The sequence below is a fragment of the Sorangium sp. So ce693 genome (assembly GCF_051521375.1).
GTDB lineage: Bacteria > Myxococcota_A > Polyangia > Polyangiales > Polyangiaceae > Sorangium > Sorangium atrum.
The window spans coordinates 7,654,173-7,673,699 of record NZ_CP150347.1; the positions used below are offsets into that span (position 1 = coordinate 7,654,173).

General features: G+C 71.0%; 12 protein-coding genes. 3 read left to right on the forward strand and 9 right to left on the reverse strand.

Features of this window, described 5'->3' with window-relative positions:
• Positions 1-223: 223 nt before the first annotated feature.
• Entirely contained in the window at positions 224-3,205 is a 2,982-nt protein-coding gene (locus WMF14_RS28450) for a caspase family protein (protein WP_437791010.1), read from the reverse strand.
• A gap of 17 nt (positions 3,206-3,222) precedes the next feature.
• Positions 3,223-3,645, reverse strand: a complete 423-nt coding sequence (locus tag WMF14_RS28455) for a WD40 repeat domain-containing protein (protein ID WP_437791012.1) — start codon at positions 3,643-3,645, stop codon at positions 3,223-3,225.
• A 153-nt stretch (positions 3,646-3,798) separates the two neighbouring features.
• On the opposite strand from WMF14_RS28455, the gene WMF14_RS28460 reads away from it, so the two are divergent.
• Positions 3,799-5,349 carry an ATP-binding protein gene (locus tag WMF14_RS28460; RefSeq protein WP_437791013.1) on the forward strand — a complete coding sequence of 517 codons (1,551 nt, stop codon included), beginning with the start codon at positions 3,799-3,801 and terminating at the stop codon, positions 5,347-5,349.
• A 379-nt stretch (positions 5,350-5,728) separates the two neighbouring features.
• Here the strand turns inward: WMF14_RS28460 and valS are convergent, their stop codons facing one another.
• The 5 genes from valS to WMF14_RS28485 form a co-directional block, all read right to left on the reverse strand.
• Positions 5,729-8,431, reverse strand: a complete 2,703-nt coding sequence (gene valS, locus WMF14_RS28465) for a valine--tRNA ligase (protein WP_437791015.1) — start codon at positions 8,429-8,431, stop codon at positions 5,729-5,731.
• 299 nt (positions 8,432-8,730) lie between these two features.
• Positions 8,731-9,465: a ferredoxin--NADP reductase gene (locus WMF14_RS28470; RefSeq protein ID WP_437791016.1), complete on the reverse strand. Its 735-nt coding sequence runs from the start codon at positions 9,463-9,465 to the stop codon at positions 8,731-8,733.
• A 214-nt stretch (positions 9,466-9,679) separates the two neighbouring features.
• The gene (locus WMF14_RS28475; protein ID WP_437323130.1) at positions 9,680-9,889 is read right to left on the reverse strand and encodes a hypothetical protein; all 210 of its coding nucleotides are present in this window, start codon (positions 9,887-9,889) and stop codon (positions 9,680-9,682) included.
• A 903-nt stretch (positions 9,890-10,792) separates the two neighbouring features.
• Positions 10,793-11,497 (reverse strand): hypothetical protein, encoded by a 705-nt coding sequence (locus tag WMF14_RS28480; RefSeq protein ID WP_437791018.1) that lies wholly within the window; start codon positions 11,495-11,497, stop codon positions 10,793-10,795.
• Positions 11,498-11,630: 133 nt separating this feature from the next.
• Complete coding sequence (locus tag WMF14_RS28485) at positions 11,631-12,956, reverse strand: flavohemoglobin expression-modulating QEGLA motif protein (protein ID WP_437791020.1); 1,326 nt, start codon at positions 12,954-12,956, stop codon at positions 11,631-11,633.
• Positions 12,957-13,117: 161 nt separating this feature from the next.
• On the opposite strand from WMF14_RS28485, the gene WMF14_RS28490 reads away from it, so the two are divergent.
• Positions 13,118-14,587: a serine/threonine protein kinase gene (locus tag WMF14_RS28490; RefSeq protein ID WP_437791022.1), complete on the forward strand. Its 1,470-nt coding sequence runs from the start codon at positions 13,118-13,120 to the stop codon at positions 14,585-14,587.
• A 530-nt stretch (positions 14,588-15,117) separates the two neighbouring features.
• Positions 15,118-16,158, forward strand: coding sequence for a serine/threonine-protein kinase (locus tag WMF14_RS28495; RefSeq protein WP_437791024.1), 1,041 nt, complete (start codon positions 15,118-15,120; stop codon positions 16,156-16,158).
• Positions 16,159-16,293: 135 nt separating this feature from the next.
• On the opposite strand, the gene WMF14_RS28500 is transcribed toward WMF14_RS28495, so the two are convergent.
• Complete coding sequence (locus WMF14_RS28500) at positions 16,294-17,328, reverse strand: serine/threonine-protein kinase (protein WP_437791025.1); 1,035 nt, start codon at positions 17,326-17,328, stop codon at positions 16,294-16,296.
• 169 nt (positions 17,329-17,497) lie between these two features.
• Positions 17,498-19,267 (reverse strand): serine/threonine protein kinase, encoded by a 1,770-nt coding sequence (locus tag WMF14_RS28505; protein ID WP_437791027.1) that lies wholly within the window; start codon positions 19,265-19,267, stop codon positions 17,498-17,500.
• Between the last annotated feature and the right edge of the window lie 260 nt (positions 19,268-19,527).

Sequence of the window (19,527 nt, forward strand, 5' to 3'; positions counted from 1 at the left end):
TGGCGACGGCCCTCCCCCGCAGGATCACGGCGCCCCGCCGGGAGCCACATGTGATCTACAACACGATCATCCCGATGTGTGGTCTATCTCGGCACCTGGATCGCAGAGCGACCACGACGCGTTCTGGTGCCCGGGCGTCCGGAGACATTCGCGACCAGAGCGCGTTCTGGTGCCCGGGGACCGAGGTCCTGGCCCGCCGCGCAAGGCAGCGCGCGGCGCGATCTCAACCGCCGAGTCGGATCCGGAATAGCGATGCAGGCTCGTGGCCGCACTCCGTTGCCGCCTGACAAGGCTCGACCTCGACGCGGTAATCGCCGGGCTCGAGGTCCTTGAGCGGCACACGGAGGCGCTGGACCTGGCCGCTCTGCCATGGCCCCGGCTCGAACACCTCGGGCCGCGCCGCCGGAGGCGTCTCGTCGATCGCGTACACGCCGATGCGCACGGACTCCGTATCGTGGCCAAAGGCGATCTCGACCTCCAGGGTCCCGTCGATGCGATGCCCGAGCGCGGTCAGGTGCCTTGTCCCGAGGACCGTCGCCTTCACGCGCGCGAGCGTGGTGCCTGGAGCGGCGGCCTCCTCGCTCGCCATCATCGCGGGCGCCTCGGCGGCGCGGAGCCGCGGCCACGCGAGCGGCAGCGTATCGAGCCCGCCGAAGAGGCGCGGGCGCTGCGCGTGGGTGCGGCCCAGCGCCCGGTTGAACGCCAGGCCGAGCGTGACCGCCTCGCGCTCGGGATCCACGGCCGCCGGGTCGGTCCAGGCCCCGACGAGCGCCTGCGTGAACACGCCCCCGCGCGGCGTCTCGGCGGCGTCGCTGCCAGAGCTGGCCGCGGTGACGACGCCGACGCGCTCGCTGTGGTCGTGCTCCACGCCGAAATCCTCGGGCAGCGAGAAGGCGCCGGCGCGCCCCGCGTCCAGGATGACGAGCACGCGCCCCGCCTTCGACGCGGCGATGGCCTGGAAGAGGCGCGCGGCGGACAGCGCGTTCCGAGGATCGGCAGGGCGGGCGGGGTCGTAGTCGATGGGCAGGAGGAAGCCCTCGCCGCGCTGGTCGAGGCCGTGACCAGAGAAGTAGACGAGCAGCGTCTCCCCCTCGGCGGCGCCGGCGAGAAAGCCGGTCACGGTCGGCTCCAGGTTGGCCGCGTCGAGATCCTTGGAGGCCTTGATGCGGTCATCGTCGAGGGCCCAGCCGTCGCTGCGCTGCAGGGTCCCGCGCATCGCGTCCACGTCGACCAGCGCGCCCGGGAGGCGCTTGACGCCCGGGGCGCGGTACGCGGCGTTGCCGATCAGCAGGGCGCGCGGGCGGAACGCGCGGGCGCGGAGGTCGGGCTCGGGCCGGATGTCCGCGCGGGCGCTCTCGCCGCCGGGGCCGAGCACGTCGAGGCGGTGGGGCGCCGGGGAGCGGTCGCCGAGGAGGAGCTCGACCTCGTACGCGGACACGACGGTCGGGCTCGGGGTCACGCCGCGCACGTCCCAGCGGCCGTCGAGGCGCACGCGGGGGACGCCGCGCGGGGAGAAAACCGTGGCCCGGACGAGGAGGTGCCCCTCGGCCGTGCGCGTCGCCGACGGCGGGCTGACGCCGACGCGGGGGAGGCCGCCGAGCGTCGTGACCTTGCGGGTGACGGGGTCCTCGAAGCGCAGGCCGAGGGCGGCGCCGCTGCCGGACGAGACGAAGCGGCCGTCGGCGAACACCGTGGCCCAGCTGCCGTCGCCGAGCGGGACGAGGTGGGCGACGAGGTCGCCCGACGGGAGCGCGCGCACCGAGGCGCGGCCATCGCCGAGGACGGCGATGAGGTGCTTGCCGTCGGGGGTGGCGGCGATGGAGTGGATCGGCGCGTGCTCCTCGATGCGGAGCGGCGCTGCGGCGGCGCCGGCGTGAATCGGCCAGCGGACGAGCACTTCATCGTCACCCCCGGCCCAGAGGTGCTCGGGCGTGAGGACCAGGGCGTGGACCTGACGTTCGAGCCCCTCGAAGCGGCGGGGCGGGGCGTCGCCGGGCTCGGCGTCGCGGAGCGCCACGGTGCCGTCGGTGCCGGCCTCGGCGAGCCAGCGGCCGTCGGGGCTGTAGGCCAGCGCCGTCATGCTCTCTCGGAGCATGGTGGCCCGTGGCCAGGATGCGTTCCGGTCTTCCGCCTGGACGAGGCTCACCCGGAGCACGCGTTCTGTCATCCCGGCGACGACCACTTCAGGACGGCCGGGGGCCACGGCGAGGGCATAGAGCGGCCGCCGCTCGGAGAGCAGCGTGGCCGGCGCCCCGCCCTCGCCGAGCGGCAGGAGCGTCAGATCCCCTGCGGCATCGACCGACAGGACGGACATGCCGTCAGGGCTGGGGCGGAGCGCCCAGGGGAAGTTGCGCAGCCGGCCAATCCGACGAGGGGGAGCGCTGGAGACGCCGGACATCGCGACGACGGCATGATCGAGACCCCCAGAGACCCAGCCGCCATCGGGAAGCGCGGCCAGCGCGGTCACCTCGCCCGCGTGGGCGGACCACCGGCCCGCGAGCGACCATGTGGCCGTCGACCACGCGCTGACGTTGCCAGCGCCGTCTCCGACGAGCACGGCTTGCCCCGCCGCGACGCTGCGCATCCGCCGCTGCGGGATCCCGAGCTGCCGCACGGCGAGCTGGCGATCCACGCCCGTGCAGTCCGCGACCCTGGCCAGCGCGATCGAGCCATCGTCGCCGGCCACCGCGAACCAGGTCCCGGTGGGATCGAACGCAGCGGCGGAGATGCCCGCCGATCGCTTCAGCTCACACCGCAGCGACCTGTCGGCGAGGCGGAAGACGCGAGCGCCCCCGGCGGCGTCTCCGGCGAGCAGCAGATCGCGCCGCGGGCTCAGCGCGAGCCCGTACACCCAGCGCTCCTGCGCGCCGAGGCGTTCGAGCGCGCCGCCGGGCTGGAGCAGCGTCACCTCGCCCTCCCCGCCGAGCGCAAGGAGACCGCCGGGCAACGCCACCGCGCTCGCGGCGTCGTACCTGGCTGTCACGGCCTGTCGCCCATTCCACACCACGACACCGGCGTTCCCGCCTGCGAACGCGCGCCCGTCGTCGAGGTAGCCTGTCGCCCACACGACGCTGCTCTCACCAGGGCGGATGAGCGCGTCCTGTTCGAGGGTGGCTGCGCCCGAGCCCAGCTCCCAGGCCTTCGCCATCCCGGAGAGCGTACCGACGAGGATCTCGCCTCCATCGGGTCGCACGCTGAGCGACATGACAGCCTCGGTCGGGCTCAGGGCTCCGAGCCGCCGCCGCTCTTGCGATCCCAGGCGAAGACCTCGCCGCCCCAGCCGCCGCTCACCACCCCGCGCCCGTCCGGCAGGAACGCACAGCCACAAACCCATCCGCCGTGCCCCTCCAGCCGCTGGACGACCTGGCCGGTCGCCACATCCCAGACGAGCAGCACCCGATCCTCGCCCCCGGACACGAGCTGCCGACCGTCCGGCGAGAACGCCAGGCAGGTCACCTTGGCGAGGTGCCCCTCGGGCTTCGCCAGCCGCGCCCCCGGCGGCGGCCAGGCCTCCGGAGGGGCGGCCGGCGTGTGCTGCGTTTGCTGCGACGGCGCCGGCGGCGCGCTTCCGCAGCCCCCGATCACCACCACCAGGGCGATTGCGCCCAGCCCCGCCGCGCCGCCTCCGAATCGCCCGTTCGACATTGCCACCCATCCTATCTCATCAAGGTTCGCGGCCGCCGGGCGAACGCCGCGGACATCGCCGCGCTGGCCCCCCCGGCGCCGCTCCGGCGAGCGAACACCGCCGCCAGCGGCGCGCTGGCCATCCCGCGCGCTGCTCTCTGGACTCGCGCCGCGATGCACCGCTGGTTCAACACTGCAGGCCCCTGCAATCCGGCCGACCACTACATGCTCCCGCCCGAGGAGCGCCTGCCCGGGGTGCGCGACCTCATCGATCGCAAAGCCTACTTCGTCCTGCACGCGCCGCGGCAGATCGGAAAGACGACATCGCTGCTCACGCTCGCCCAGGCCCTCACGCGGGAAGGGCGCTATGTGGCGGTGCTCGTCTCGATGGAGGTCGGCGCCCCCTTTCCCGACGACCCCGGCGCGGCGGAGCTCGCGATGCTGAGCGAGTGGCGAGGTAACGCGAGCTCGCAGCTCCCCGAGGATCTGCAGCCGCCGCCTTTCCCGGATGCGCCCCCTGGCCAGCGCATCGGGGCCGCCCTGCGCGCCTGGGCCCAGGCCGCACCGCGGCCCCTCGTCATCTTCCTCGACGAGATCGACGCCTTGCGAGATACGACGCTGATCTCCGTGCTACGTCAGCTCCGGAGCGGCTATCCAGGCCGCCCGCATGGCTTCCCGCACGCGCTCGCCCTCATCGGTCTGCGCGATGTGCGCGATTACAAGGTCGAATCCGGCAACAGCGACCGCCTCGGCACGTCGAGCCCGTTCAATATCAAGGTCGAGTCGCTCACGCTGCGCAACTTCACCCGAGAAGAGATCGCCGCCCTCTACGCCCAGCACACGGCCGAGACGGGCCAGAGCTTTCAAGCGAGCGCCGTGGATCGGGCCTTCGAGCTCACCCAGGGCCAGCCGTGGCTCGTCAACGCGCTCGCCCGTCAGCTCGTCGACGTCCTGGTCAAGGATCGCGCGCAGCCCATCACGGCCGCGGACGTCGATCGCGCCAGGGACATCCTGATCGAGCGGCAGGACACGCACCTCGATAGCCTGGTAGAGCGCCTGCGCGAACCGCGCGTCCGCGCCGTGATCGAGCCCATGCTCGCCGGCAGCACCCTCGGCGACGTCCCTGAAGACGACCGGCGCTTCGCCGTCGACCTGGGCCTCGTGCGCCGCACGGCGGAAGGTGGTCTCGCCATCGCCAATCCGATCTACCGCGAGATCATCATCCGTGAGCTCGCGAGCGGCGTGCGCGACTCGCTGCCGCGGATCCCGGCCACCTGGCTCACGCCCGACGGCCGCCTCGACGCCGATCGCCTCCTCGACGCCTTCCTGTCCTTCTGGCGCCAGCACGGCGAGCCGCTGCTCAGAGCGGCGCCCTACCACGAGATCGCGCCACACCTCGTCGTCATGGCCTTCCTCCACCGCGTCGTGAACGGCGGCGGCAGCATCGAGCGCGAGTACGCCATCGGTCGGGGCAGGATGGATCTCTGCGTTCGTTATGCCGGCGAGACGCTCGCGATAGAGCGCAAGGTCTGGCGCGACGGCCGGCCGGATCCCCTCGCCGAGGGGCTCGCTCAGCTCGACGAGTACCTCGCCGGGCTGGGGCTCCAGCGCGGATGGCTCATCCTCTTCGACCAGCGCGCTGGACAGCCTCCCATCGCCGAGCGCACGCGCCGGGAGCTCGCGTCGACCCCTGCCGGCCGTGAGGTCGTCCTGATTCGCGCCTGAGCGCGCTCGTCATTCAGAAGCTGTCCCGGGACGCCCTCGGTGTGCCTTCCGATCTGACGCCGGCGGCGCGGGACGCGAGGACGCGCGCCGAGCCGGGTTCGGAATTTCGATGCAGGCTCGTGTCCGCATTCCATCCCCGCCCTGCAAGGCTCGACCTCGACGCGGTACTTGCCGGGCTCGTGATCTTTGAGGCCGTAGGCCCTCGCGGAGGGAGCACGCCGCGCGGCGCGTGCACGGGCTGTTGTCTGAGCCCATTTAACGTCCTGTGTCCGGCGCGCGCAGCGCGACGGGCACAGGACGTCTCAGGCGAGTTCAGCCCGTGCGCGCGCCGCGCGGCGTGCTCCCTCCGCGAGGGCCGGGCGAATCAGAACCCGCGACTCTACTCCGTAGCCGCCGCAGCCTCCCCCGTCCCGGCCGCCGCCGCAGCCGCCACCTCCAGCTCGCAGCGCACCACCTGGACCTCGCCGTCCGCCAGCTCCGCCCGCTCCACGAGCTCGTGCGCCCCCGCCCGCACCGCCGCGAGCACGTCCCCCAGCGCCGGCTTCAGCCGCGCCAGCGTCGCCGCGTTCGCCCCCAGCGCCAGATGCGTCACCACGCGCCCCACGCTCGCGCCGAGCTCGCTCTTCCGCTTGTTGACCGCCGCCATCGCCGCAGCCGCCAGCTCCAGGAGCCCCGCGTCCGCCGGCGCCGCGACCTCCGCGAAATCCCTCGCCGCCGGCCACTTCGCCCGGTGGATCGACCGCTGCCCCGTCTCCTCCGCGTACACCCAGGCCCAGACCTCGTCGGTGATGTACGGAAGCACCGGCGCGAACAGCCGCAGCAGCACCGAGAGCCCGAGCCGCAGCGCAGCCACCGCCGAGCCCCGCGCCGCGTCGCCAGCGCCGCCCTCGCCGCGCGCACGCGCCTTGGCCAGCTCCAGGTACGCGTCGGTGAACCAGCGCCAGAAGAAATCCTCCGTCCGCTCGAGCGCCGCCGCGAACTCCTGCGCCTCGAACGAGCGCGTCGCGTCCGCCACCACCGCCGACAGCTTGTGCAAGAACGCCCGGTCCAGCTCCTCGGAGACCGGATGGACCTCCGCAGACTGGCTGAGCACGTACTTGCCCGCATTCCAGATCTTCGTCACGAGGCGCTTGCCGATCTTCAGCACCTTCTCGTCGAACGCCGTGTCCGTGCCGAGCCGCGCGCTCGCCGACCAGTAGCGGACCGCATCCGACGAGTAGTTGTCGAGCAGGTGCATCGGCGTCACGACATTGCCCTTGCTCTTCGACATCTTCTTGCGATCGGGGTCCAGGATCCACCCCGAGATCGCGATATGACGCCACGGCACCGACGCCTCGTGCAGCATCGCCTTCGCGATCGTGTAGAACGCCCACGTCCGGATGATGTCGTGCGCCTGCGGGCGCAGATCGGCCGGGAACAGCCGCGCGTGGCGCCCCTCGTCGAGCCCCCAGTGCGAGCTGATCTGCGGCGTGAGCGAGCTCGTGAACCACGTGTCGAACACGTCGGACTCCGCCGTGAAGCCGCCCGGCTTGTCCCGCTGAGACGCGTCGTACCCGGGCGGCACGTCGACCGTCGGATCGACCGGGAGCATCTCGCGCGTCGCGAGCAGCGGCCTACCGTGATCCGGGTTGCCCTCGGCGTCGAGCGGATACCAGACCGGGAACTGCACGCCGAAATACCGCTGGCGGCTGATGCACCAGTCGCCCTGGAGCCCCTCGGTCCAGTTGCGGTACCTGAGGCGCATGAAATCCGGGTGCCACTCGATCTTGTCGCCGAACTCGAGGAGCTTTTCCTTCTTGTCCGCGAGCCGCACGAACCACTGCCGCGTGGGCACGAACTCGAGCGGCTGATCGCCCTTCTCGAAGAACTTCACTGCCCGCTCGATCGGCTTCGGCTCGCCCCGCAGCGCCGGGCCCGCACCCGCCACCGCCGCGTGCTCGTCGCGGCGGAGCAGCTCGACGACGGCCGTGCGCGCCTGCTTCACTCCCTTGCCCTGGAGCGGGGCATACGCCGCGTTCGCGGCGGCCGGATCGCGGCTCTGCCAGTCGCCCTCCCCGAACGTCACCGGGAGGACACGGCCGTTCTTGCCGAGCATCTGGCGGAGAGGGAGCTTCTGCTCCCGCCACCAGATCACGTCCGTCGCGTCACCGAAGGTGCAGACCATCAGGATGCCCGTGCCCTTCTCGCGATCCACGAGCGTGCTCGGGAAGATCGGCACCGGCGCGCGGAAGATCGGCGTGAGCGCCGTCTTGCCGAAGAGGTGCTGATACCGCGGATCCTCGGGGTGCGCCGTCACGCCGACGCAGGCCGCGAGCAGCTCCGGGCGCGTCGTCGCGATGACGAGCTGCTCGCCCGTGCCCTCCACCGCGAACGCGATGTCGTGGAACGCGCCGGACTGCGGGCGATCCTCGACCTCCGCCTGCGCGACCGCGGTCTGGAAATCGACGTCCCACATCGTGGGCGCGAAGACCGAGTAGAGGTGGCCCTTCTCGTGCAGATCCAGGAACGACAGCTGCGCCGTCTTGCGGCAGTGATCATCGATGGTGGCATACTCGTACTGCCAGTCGACCGAGAGGCCCACCCGGCGGAAGAGCGCCTTGAAGACCTGCTCGTCCTCGCGCGTGACCTTGTGGCAGAGCTCGATGAAGTTCGGCCGCGACACGATGCGCGGCGGCTCCTTCTTGAGCGCCTCCGGCGCCGCCTGCGGCAGCGAGAGGCCGCGCTCGTACGGCGTGCGCACGTCCGTGCGGACGTGGAAATAGTTCTGCACGCGCCGCTCGGTGGGCAGGCCGTTGTCGTCCCAGCCCATGGGATAGAAGATGTTGAACCCGAGCATCCGGCGCTGCCGGACGATGACGTCGGTGTGCGTGTAGCTGAAGACGTGGCCGATGTGCAGCGAGCCCGAGGCGGTCGGCGGAGGCGTGTCGACCACGAAGGTCTCCTCGCGGGGGCGCGAGGGGTCATAACGGTACGTCCCGTCGGCCTCCCACGCGTCGGCCAGGCGCTGCTCGGCGACGGGCGAGTCGAAATGCTTCGGGAGCGTCGCTGGATCGATGGTGCGGAACGTCTTCTTGGTCGTCACGTGATCACCTGCAAAACTGACCCCGCAGGTACCGCCCGCGGGGGCGCGCATCCTACGTCGTACCCAGGGTAACGCTCAAGGCGCGCCGCGTCACCGGAGGGCGATCCACGCTCGCGTCCGCCCGGGATCGGCGCCTCCGTCCTGGAGAGCCCGGCGGCTCCATCGCGGCGCTCGACCTCGACGCGCTCGACGCGCCCACCGAGGCGGCGGCTCAGTCGTAGCGCTCGACGTCGACGCGCCCGCCGAGGCGGCGGTTCAGTCGTAGCGCTCGACGTCGACGCGCCAGCCGAGGCGGCGGCTCAGTCGTAGCGCTCGACGTGGACGTGCTTGCGGGGGACGCCGAGCTCGCCGCGGGCAAGCTCGCGGACGAGCGAGACCATCCGATCGAGGCCGCAGATGTAGACGTGCGGGGCCGGATCCCCGCTCACCCCGGCGAGCTCCCGGTAGAGCTCGGGCACGTGCGCCTGCACGTAGCCGCGGCGGCCCGGCCAGGACGGGCCGCCGCGCGAGAGCGTGATCTCGTAGCGGATCCGGTCCGAGCCACGCGCGAGCGCCTCGAGCTCGTCGCGGTAGATGACGTCCTCCTCGAAGCGCGCGCCGAACAGGACCCACAGGTGCGCGGCCGCCCCGGCGCGCAGCGACGCGTGCAGCATGCTCCGGAGCGGCGTGACGCCGGTGCCGGTGGCGACGAACAGCGAGGGCGCTGGGCTCTCGGGATCGCGCGTGAAGAGCCCGTGCGGGCCGACGGCGCGGAGCGTCGCGCCGGGCTCCAGCCGGTGCAGGTACTCCGAGCCGGCCCCGCCCTCCACCCGGGTGACCGCCAGATCGAAGCGAGGCGAGCCGTCGGGCGCAGAGGCGATCGAGTAGGCGCGCTTCACCTCACCGCCCGGGAGCGGGAGGATGAGGTTGACCCATTGCCCGGCCTCGAACAGGAACGCCCTGCCGTCGCTGCGCTCGAACGAGAGCTCTCGCACGAAGGGGCTGAGAGGCCGGACGGCGACGAGGCGGGCTTCGAACGGTTCGGCTTGGATCATGATCGGGCCTCTGCGGGGCCACAGGCTGCCGGGCCGCGCGGGTGGCGAGGTCTTACCGCAGCCCTCGCCCAGGCCCAATCACGATCGGAGCCGTCATGGCGCCGCCGGACGGCGTGGAGTCGCGGAAGTCTAGGCCTTCCGCCCCCACGCCGCCGGAGCGCACGGCCGGACCGCCGCCCGTTGGCGGCGCTCCGGCGCCGGAGCGGCAGCGGATCTACCTCTGCACGCCCATGCGGCGGCGCTGCGGGATGTTCAGCGCCGGCCGGGAGCGGTCCTGGTGGGGGAGCTTGCTCGGCGGGCGGGGCTCGCGGTGCGCGGGCTTCGGCGCGGGGACAGGCCCCGTCTGCGGCGGGCGCCGCTCGGGCGTCTTGGCCGAGCCGAGCTGCAGTGCGCGCTCGGGGAGATACGCGGGTCGCTCCGTCATGGAATCCTCCATTCGATCACTCATCACCACAGCAGAAAGAGCACCAAGGCTGAACGAACCCTTCGAAGAACCGGCTCTCATATACCCTCCATTCATCGTACGACCCCGGACTGCAGGCACACCGATGCCGCGACGGACGCTGGCCATGGACGCCGCCCAAAGGCCGCTCGACTGGCGCTCTCGCGCGATGGACGCACCTCCACGCATCGCCGGGGCAGGGCGGTCCGCATCACCACACGCCCCCTCGCAAGGCGCCTCAGCGCCTCGCCGTCAGGGGAGATGGCGAGTCGGACCGCCGCGCCACGAACCATCCGGCTCGGTGCTTCGCGCGAGCGGCCAGCGAGCGAGAGCGTGCGACCGCGAGGTCAGCGACCTCCAGCGCATCGGACTCGTTCGCATTTCGGCCACGCTCCGTCCCACGAGCACACGACCCACGCCCGCGCGGGAAGGCTGCGGGCGGCCGTCGTGGCTGCTCACGTGCGGCAGCAGAAGGGCGCCGTGCCTACCTGGGCAACAGGCGCTTCCCCTTCGGGGCCGCGTGACGGAGCGGTGGTATCAGAGGAAAGTGCGCATGATTGACGCGGGCGACGCGTCGACAGCAACGCTAGCACCGGAGCCAGAGATCGCCCAGCACTTTCTGGTGGTGGGGTGCTTCGGCCGAAAGTGGGGTCTTTTGAACCGCCAAGACGCCACAAGACGCCCAAAAACCACAAAATCTTGGCGTCTTGTGGCGTCTTGGCGGTTCCATCATTCCGGCAGGGGGGAGGAATTCCCCCACCCCATTTTCTGTGTCTTCGGAGGAGCGCTGTCCTCGCGGAGCGCTCCTCTCCTCATTATTACACTTCTGCTTCTCCCCCCGCTCCACGAGCGGCAGGAGCTCGCACGGGCGCCCCGAGCCACCGATCAGAACGTCAAGCGCAGCCCCACGCCGAGGGGGACCGCTCCAGGCGACGCGCCGACGGCGCCCGGACCGACGAGGAGGCGCGCTGCGGCCGGCCCGCGCGTATCGAGCCCTTTCCGCAGCACCCGCTTCTTGCCGATCACGTAGAGCGGCAGGCCGACGCCAACCGCAGCCACGCCCCCGGCCGCCGTCGCCAGGGCCACCGTGTACGTGTCACGGTGCTCCGTGGCGGCCTCGTCGTGGTTCGCGGTGATCAGCACCGCGCCGGTGACGAGGGCGGCTGCTCCGAGGCTCGCGAGGACGATGCCCGAGACCATCATGACCGTGCTGTTCCGCTCGGTCGTCCGCTCCACGAAGTCGCGGAGCTCTCTCTTCGTCGCCTCGATCTCCAGCTCGATCTGGCGCCCGTGGGCGTCTCGCATGTCCTCGTCTTCAACAAAATCGTGGACGGCGTCCGCCTCGTGCTTGAGCGCCTTGATCCTCGCCTCGTACGCAGCGACCGTCGCCTCCCACATGGCCTGCGGCGGGAGCCCCTCCACGGCCGGCGCGGCAGGGGGCGCGGAGGGCGCGAGATGCGGGGGCGGCGTGCGGTCCGCGCCCTCCGCCGGCGCCTGCGCGGCCGCGCTCGACGCGAGCACCGCGCCGGCAAGGGCGAGCGCCCACGCGACGAGGCGGCGGCGCACCGCCGCCACGGAAGTGGAAGACACGTGCGCCGGGGGCGCGGAGGGATGCGCGAAACGGGAATGGACTCGTCCCATCGACGAGCGGCATACCTCAACCGTGGCGCAGGGACATCCGTCGCGTCCCGCTCGCCGGCTTACGCCCGCGATCGCGGCGCGCTCACCCCGCCCGCGGCCGGCCGCGGCGCTTGCTCCCCTCCCCGTCCCCGACCGGCCGCGCCTCGGCGGCCACGCGGAGCAGCTCCTGGAAGTGCCGCTCCACCGGGCCGAGGTCGATGCCATCCATGAACGAGGTGAACGCGAAATAAGGCAGCAACGTCTGCCAGGCGCGAAGCCAGCCCGGCAGGTAGCGCGGCCGCTCCAGCACGCCGGCCGCGCGCAACTCCGCCAGCACCGCGATGTCGTCGAGCGCGATCCGGCCGCAGACGAGCAGCTCCACCTCGTCGCGCAGGCCGCCGCGCAGGACCGCGGCCAGGAAGGCATAGACCTCGAGCAGGCCGGCCAGGTAGCAGGCGTCCTTCGTGAAGGGCGCGCCGCCCTCGACGAGCCCGCCGCGGCAGACGCGCTGGGCGTCGAAATAGGCGTCGCGGCGGCCGGCGCCGCGCTCGCGCAGGTACCTGTAGAGATCGAGGAAGCTCGCGCCCTGCTCGGCCATGTCCACGAGCCGCACCCGCTCGGCGAGCCGGGTGAGGCGGCCGATGGAGAGCGAGCGGCTGTACAGCTCGGCGAAGATGGCGAGCCCCTCCTGCGTGCGCGTGGTGCGCGGGCCGCCCGACCGCAGGAACGCGCACCGCGGCTGCGCCGCGCCGTTGTGCGCGGTGAGCGCGTGCGTCTCCACCTCGTGGTGCCACAGCCCCTCGGCCTCCCAGGGCGCGAACGTGGCCTCCGGGCGGATGCGGACGCGGCTCATGCCGGCCACCACCTTGGCCGTGATCCGCGGGTCGAGCACGATCTCGAGGTCGAGCGGCGGCGTCCGCGCGGCGACGCGGGCGGCGAGCAGATCCCGGAGCGCGCCGGCGTCGAGCGGCTCCTCCTCGGGATCGCTGGCCTCGTCCCAGCCGTGGACGCGCAGGCGCGCCGTGAGGTGCTCGGCGAGGTCGATGTTGCGGACCTCGCCGCCGAAGAACCGCGAGCGCGCGCCGCCGTAGAGCGCCCGCGACCGCTCGGCGAACTCGCGGGTCCCCGCCGCCTCGAGCAGCTCCGCGGCCTGGATCTGCGCGCGGACGTTGTCCCGCAGCCAGCCGAGCGCGGGCGCGTCGCCGTCGATCGATCCGAGCAGCTCGCGCAGCTCGGCGATGCGCCGCGCGAGCCCGTCGCGATCCACGCGGTGCTCGATCTCGGGGAGGCGGTCCTCGCCGGCGGCGAAGAAGCGCTCCTCGACCTCGCGAGGCCAGGCGATGTCCTCGAGCAGCCGGAGCGCCTTGCCCTCGGAGAGGCGGGCGCCGACCCGATCGAGCTGCTCCAGCACGGCGCGGTCGATGCTCATGGCCCCATGCTCGCCCGAACCGCGGGGCGCGGAAAGCCGCCGGCGCGGGCGCTTGCGGCTCCGGCGCGGATCCGCGAGGGCGCGCGCCGGCGCTCCCCGTGGCCGCGCCGAGCATGTTGTTCAGCTCCTCGCATCCGGGATACATTGGAGCCTGAACCTCGATGAATGATGATCCCCAGCTGGCACACTGTACAGCACGAATCGGAACGGTCCTCCGGGGCAAATGGCGCATCGATTCGCTCATCGGCGTCGGCGGTATGGCTGCGGTTTACGAGGCGACACACAGGATCGGCCGGCGCTGCGCGATCAAAATCCTCCATCCGGAAATCGCGGTCTCGAAGGAGCTTCGAGCCAGGTTCGAGCAAGAGGCGCTCGCGGTAAACCAGCTCGGTCACCCCGCAGCCGTCAATGTCCTCGACATTGATACGAGCGAAGATGGCTCGCCGTTCCTGGTGATGGAGTTGCTCGACGGTGAATCGCTCGGCAAGCGCGCCCACGGCTCCGGCGGCATCGAGGAGCGCGAGCTGCTCCGCGTTGTCTCGACCGTGCTCGAGGTGCTCGAAGTCGCGCACGGGCTCGGCATCGTCCATCGAGACATCAAGCCTGACAATCTGTTTTTGACCTCTTCAGGCGGCGTCAAGGTCCTCGACTTCGGGATCGCTCGAATGCAACAGGGCGGCTCCAACGTTCATACACGCACCGGCGCGATGCTCGGGACTATACCTTACATGTCGCCCGAACAGCTCACGGGTGGCCAGATCGATGGGCGGGCCGACGTCTTCGCCGTTGGCGCGACGATGTTTCGAATCCTAGCAAAACGCCGTGTGCACGAGGGCTCCATGGAAAGCGAGCTCCTCATCAAAATGGCGACGCAGCCTGCGCCGGCCCTGCGCACCGTTGCCCCCTCTGTCAGCCCAGAGGTTTGCGCCATCGTCGATCGCGCGCTCGCTTTCGATCCATCGCGCCGCTATCCGACGGCCCGCGCCATGCGCGAAGACATCGAGCGAGTCTTGGGCGCCAATGCGACCCCTCACGCGCCAGCCCCGGTGTCGATCCGAGCCGACGTGTCGTCTCCCATCAGCGTCGATGGCCCGACGATGGCCGCTCCTGCTCCCGGCCAAGCGATGCAGGCACCGATGGTCGTACCCGTGCCGCCTCAATCTGCTGCAACCAGCCCACGGGCGAGCTCGAATTCGCCACTCTTGATGATTGCAGTGATTGCCTCGTTTGCTGTCGCCGTTTGCCTCGCCGCTGTCTTCTTCGTTGTTCGTTCGCGAGGCTCCGACGAAGGCACTCGTGAGAGCGCGGACGACGAGACATCGCAAGAGGACAAGGCGAGCGGTAGCTCTGGCACGATGGCCACGTCTTCCACTACCAGCACGCCATCCACGCCATCCACGCCGTCCTCGACCGCTGCGCCCCCATCGACGCGCCGGCCCGCGCCCAATAGCAAGTATCGCCTCCTCGTCAAAGATGGCAAATATCCATTTTGCGTCACCTCGAAACTGAAACACGCCTATCCAGTACGCACGAATGACGAGGGCGTCAAAGTGTGCAGCGGCACCCCCGATGGGCCCATTCCGATTGAGGGCCTCAAAGCCTACCACCCTTCCGAGCTTCAATGGGAATAGCTTTGTGAGGTGCGGCGGCCTCGTCTTGCGCCGTGGCGGCGTGCCGAAGAGCACCCAGCCGCCCAACTCTTCGATCGCTGTCCCCCGATGTCTTCATCATGCCTTCGGGGCTGGAGGTTCCCGCGATGCGGGCGGCGACCAGCGAGCTACGGTTCGATGCACTGTGGACATCCCTGTAGGCTGATGTCGGCGTACGGAACCAGATCCACGAACATCGCGGAACTGCACAGATTTTCCGTACGGACGGTGGATTGAGCAGGATGTCCACTCGGACGGCGGCGCGGTTCCTCCGCTCTCAGCGCCTTTGTGCGTGTACAGTCCTCGGCATGCCAGGGACAATCCCACCCAAGGGGCCCTCAAGCACCGACGACGTCACGGTGCCGATGCTCGGGAGACAAGGCGACGCATCCGTCGTTGAGCTCACAAGCTCGGCGCTGGTGGAAGAAATTGAGACTGCGGCGCGGCCGTGGTCGGACGACGCACCCACGTTGGTGCGCTCAGACAACAGAGCGCCAGCGCTGATCGGGAGCTTGATCTCGGAGCGGTACCGCGTCAACGAGCTCATCGGGGAGGGCGGCATGGGAGCCGTGTACCGCGGCGAGCAGGTGCACCTCCGCAAGCAGGTCGCGATCAAAGTCCTCCAGCCGAGCGCCAGGAACCTCCCCCAGATCGTGGCGCGGTTCGAGCGCGAGGCGATCGCGGGGGCGCATATCCAGCATCCGAACGTGGTCTCCGCAAGCGACTTCGGTCAGCTCGCGGATCGGTCGCATTTTCTCGTCCTCGAGTATGTCGAGGGCACCCCGCTCCAGGACGTGATCGCCTCGGCACCGCTCCCCGCGCGGCGCGCGCTCCACATCGCGCGGCAGATCGCGTCTGCTCTGGAGGCGGTGCACGCGAAGGGGATCGTGCACCGCGATGTGAAGCCGCAGAACGTCCTTCTCGGCGCCCGTGATCAGGTGAAGCTCATCGATTTCGGCCTCGCCAAGGTGAACGTAGAGCTCCTGTCCACGGAGAGCCGCGAGGCCGCGCGCAAAGGCCAGGACCTCACCGCTGCCGACCAGGTCCTCGGCACGCTCAGCTATCTCGCGCCGGAGGCCGTGCGCGGCATGGATGCCGTCGATGCTCGCGCAGATCTTTATGCGCTTGGAATCATTTTGTACGAAATGCTGTCCGGGAGAAGCCCGTTCGACGCGAGCGACGGCCAATCTTCCTTCCGGAAGCGGCTCGTCGAGGATGCGCCCCCCCTCCGCCAGCGTGCTCCGGGATCAGGCATCCGCCCCGAAGTGGAGGCGCTCGTGATGCGGCTCGTCCAGCGAGACCCAATCCAGCGCTATCCGACGGCTACGAACGTGATCGCGGCCATCGACGGGGCCATTGCGGCGACGGAGAACGCGCCGAGGCAGCTCGAGCCGACCGTTGCGATGCAGCCCGGTGCTCCGGGGCACCCGACGAGCGCGACATCGCTCGCGTCCAGGTGGAGCTCGCCGGCGATGCGGCCGTGGCTCATTGCGTCCATCGTCGTATCGCTCTTGCTCAGCGTCGCGCTCTTGATCGCCATCCTGCTCAGCTGACAGAGACTCAAATAAGGCCACATCGAGAGAGCGGGCTCGTCGCTCGGCGGCAGCTCCATGAGCCCCGTCGGTTCGGTCCCCCGCCGCGGACGCGCGCCACGGCCGCGCAGGGCGCCCTTCGCGAGGTGAGCTCCCTCAGCGACGCGGAAGCGGGGCCCCCGCCGGGATCCGCCCTTCCTCGACGGCCACGACGTAGGGCGGCAGGCGGCCCGACCGCACCGCGCGGACGTCGGCGCGCATCGTCGCCGCGTCCGGGTAACGCTCGGCCTTGTCGAACGCGAGGGCACGATCCACGACGTCGCACACCTCCGAGGGCACGTCCGGCGCGCACTGCGCGAGCGACGGCGCCCGCGCCGTCGCCGCGGCGATGAGCAGGCGCGCGTCGGCCACGTGGCCGTGGATCGCGCGACCGGAGAGCAGCCGAAACATCGTGGCGCCCAGGCCGAAGACGTCGGTCCGGCCGTCGATCTCGCGGACCATCCCCCTCGCCTGCTCTGGCGCCATGTACTCGCACGTGCCGAGCGCCACGCCCGTCTTCGTGGCCGTCTTCTCCGGCAGCTCCCCCATCCCGAAAGGAAGCGGATCGAGCACGCGGGCGATCCCGAAATCGAGCACCTTCACCCGCCCATCGCTCCCGATATGCAGGTTCTCGGGCTTGATGTCCCGGTGAACGACGCCGTACGCGTGCGCCACGACCAGCACATCGAGGACCCGCTCGGCGAGCGCCAGCACCTCGCCCACCGCGAGCGTCCCCACCCGGGCCATGCGGTCGAAGACCGTCTCGCCCTCGAGCACCTCCATCGCAAGGTAAGCGGCGCCGTCGTCCGCGACGCCCGACTCCAGCACGAGCGGCAGCCCCTCGCAGAGGGGGCCGACAGCCGCCAGGGCGCTGCCGATCGGGCCCTCGCGCAGGAAGCGCTTCCGGAGCTCCTCGATCTGGCTCAGCGACGGGTGCAGGACCTTCACCGCCGCGACGCAGCCGTCAGCGCGCCGGCCAAGGAAGACGCTCGCCATCCCGCCGCCACCGAGCACGCGCTCCACCGTCCAGGTCCCGATCTGGGTGCCGATGCGCCGCGCCGCGAGCTCCTCGTCGTCCATCGAGCGGGCGGATGGTACCATCCCGTTCACCAGGAGCGATCGCGAAAGGCCCAGCAGCGTCGAAGCGGCCATCGCGATGCGCCACGCCCATCGCCGCAAGCGTCGTTTCCACTGGACTTTTCGCGGGCGCGGATGCCCTTGATCCCGCGCCCGGCGGACCGCCACGGCGCGGTCGAGCGCGCGTGCCGCGGCGCCCTCCTCGCAGACGCCATGACAGCAGCGCATGAGCGCGACGCGACGATCAGTCGGGGCATGGGGCCCCGCAGGCCATGACGTTGCCAGGACAGGCTTCTATCTGCCCGAGACACGTGCCGATGACGCAATCGGAGCCAGGCGTGCAGTACACCAGACATGGAGCGCTCGTCATGCAATTGACCGAGCAATCACCTTCGCACCAGATCTTGTGCATCCCCGATCCCATGCAGTTCACCAGCGCGTCTCGGCGCGCCCCGATGTCGCAGACGGTCCCGTCCTGACAAGCAATCTGGCACGGTTCATCGCACACGTGATCGCAGTCGTTTGTCAGCATACAGCTGGTCCGCTGCGACGCGCCGCGCCCTTCCTCGGGGCCGCGGCTCGATGGGCCAGGGAGGCGAGCTCTCGTGTCGCCCTTCTTCTCGGGGCCGGGATCCGGAGCCTTTGCCAGGGGGCGATCCGCCGCCGGGCCACCGGGAACCTTGGCGGGCGGTGAGGCCGCCGGTCGCTGCGCGCCGGTCGCCCCCGGCGATCTCGCGTCGGGCTCGACGTTCACCGCACGGAGAACCACGGCGGCGAGCACGCCTGCGGCGAGCAGCGGAAACGCCAGCACGGCCCATCGCAGCCTCCGTCCACGTACCGTGGTCGCCGTCCACTGCGTCGCCTGGGTGAACCCCGACGCCGCCGGTGAGGGGGCACGCGCCGGAGCGACGGCCGATCCGCCGCCCGGGACGCCCTGCGCGCTCGACCTATTCGGGGCGCTGGCGATGGAGACATCGCGGATGACGCTCCCCATGTCACCTGCCGGCGGCGAGGCGGGATGCAGGCCACCGGCGCCCGAGGCGCGCACCGAGACGGCCGAGGAAGGGGCGAGCCCCTGCGGCATCCACACCGTCGTGGCGGTGCTGAGCGGATCCGCCGCGGGGGCCCCGGCCGCGCCGAACCGCAGGGCAAAAGCGGGCGGTTGACCGGCGAGGACCGCGCGCACGTCCTGCTGCATGACCGTCGCGCTCGGGTAGCGCTCGCCTCGGTCGAACGCGAGCGCGCGATCGACGACGGCGCACACCCACTGCGGGGTCTCCGGAGCGACGCTCGCGAGCGGCGGCGCAGGCAGCGTGGCCATCTTGACGACCAGATCGGTGTCAGAGCTCGCGTCATGGATGCGCCGCTTCGTGATCAGACGAAACATCGTCGCTCCGACCGCGAACAGGTCGGCACGCGCGTCGATCTCGTCGCCTCTGACTTGCTCCGGTGGCATGTAGGCGACCGTGCCGAGCGTCGTTCCCGTGCGCGTCCGGACGTAGTCGGCCGCGGCCTGCCTGACGCGGGCGACGCCGAAGTCGAGCACTTTCAGGCGCCCGTCGCGGAGGCGGAACAGGTTGTCTGGCTTGATGTCGCGGTGGATGATGCCGTGCGCATGGGCCGCTGCCAGCACGTCCAGCAGCCCGTCCACCATGGCCAGCAGCTCGGCCATGTCCATCCTGCCCAGGCGCCTTCCGTACCCGGCGAGCGACTCACCATCGAGCAGCTCCATGACGAGGAACGGGCAGCCGTCCGCCGTCGTGTCGATATCGCGTATCTCCACCGCGCCGGGATGGACGAATCGATTGACGGCTTGCGCTTCCTGATCGAACCGCGCACGCAGCTCGGGCATGCGCGCGATCTCGGGGTGCAGGATCTTGATGGCATCTCGCCGCCCGATCCTGTGCGCGCCGACGTAAACAGCGGCCATGCCGCCCGAGCCCAACAGCTGCTCGATCGTCCACTTCCCGCACAACACTGTGCCGACTCTGCGCTGCAGTTCCTGGTCGTCCATATCCGGGTTCAGGGTTGCTAATTTGCCGAACGGAGTCCTCGCGGCGCCCCAGCACCGCCCTGACCGTCGCCCATCCTAGCCGATTGGCCGTGGCGTCGTGATCGCGCGACACTCGGCGTGCCGTCCCGGGTGTGTCGCCGGCCGAGCGCGGCCGCAGGCCGGCCAGGCCGACAAAAAGCGCCCGAGTCGAGACCAGCGCCCTGCCCTCGGCGCGCATGTCGCGCGGAGGGAGCGTGACCGTGGATCCGCCGGAAAACCGA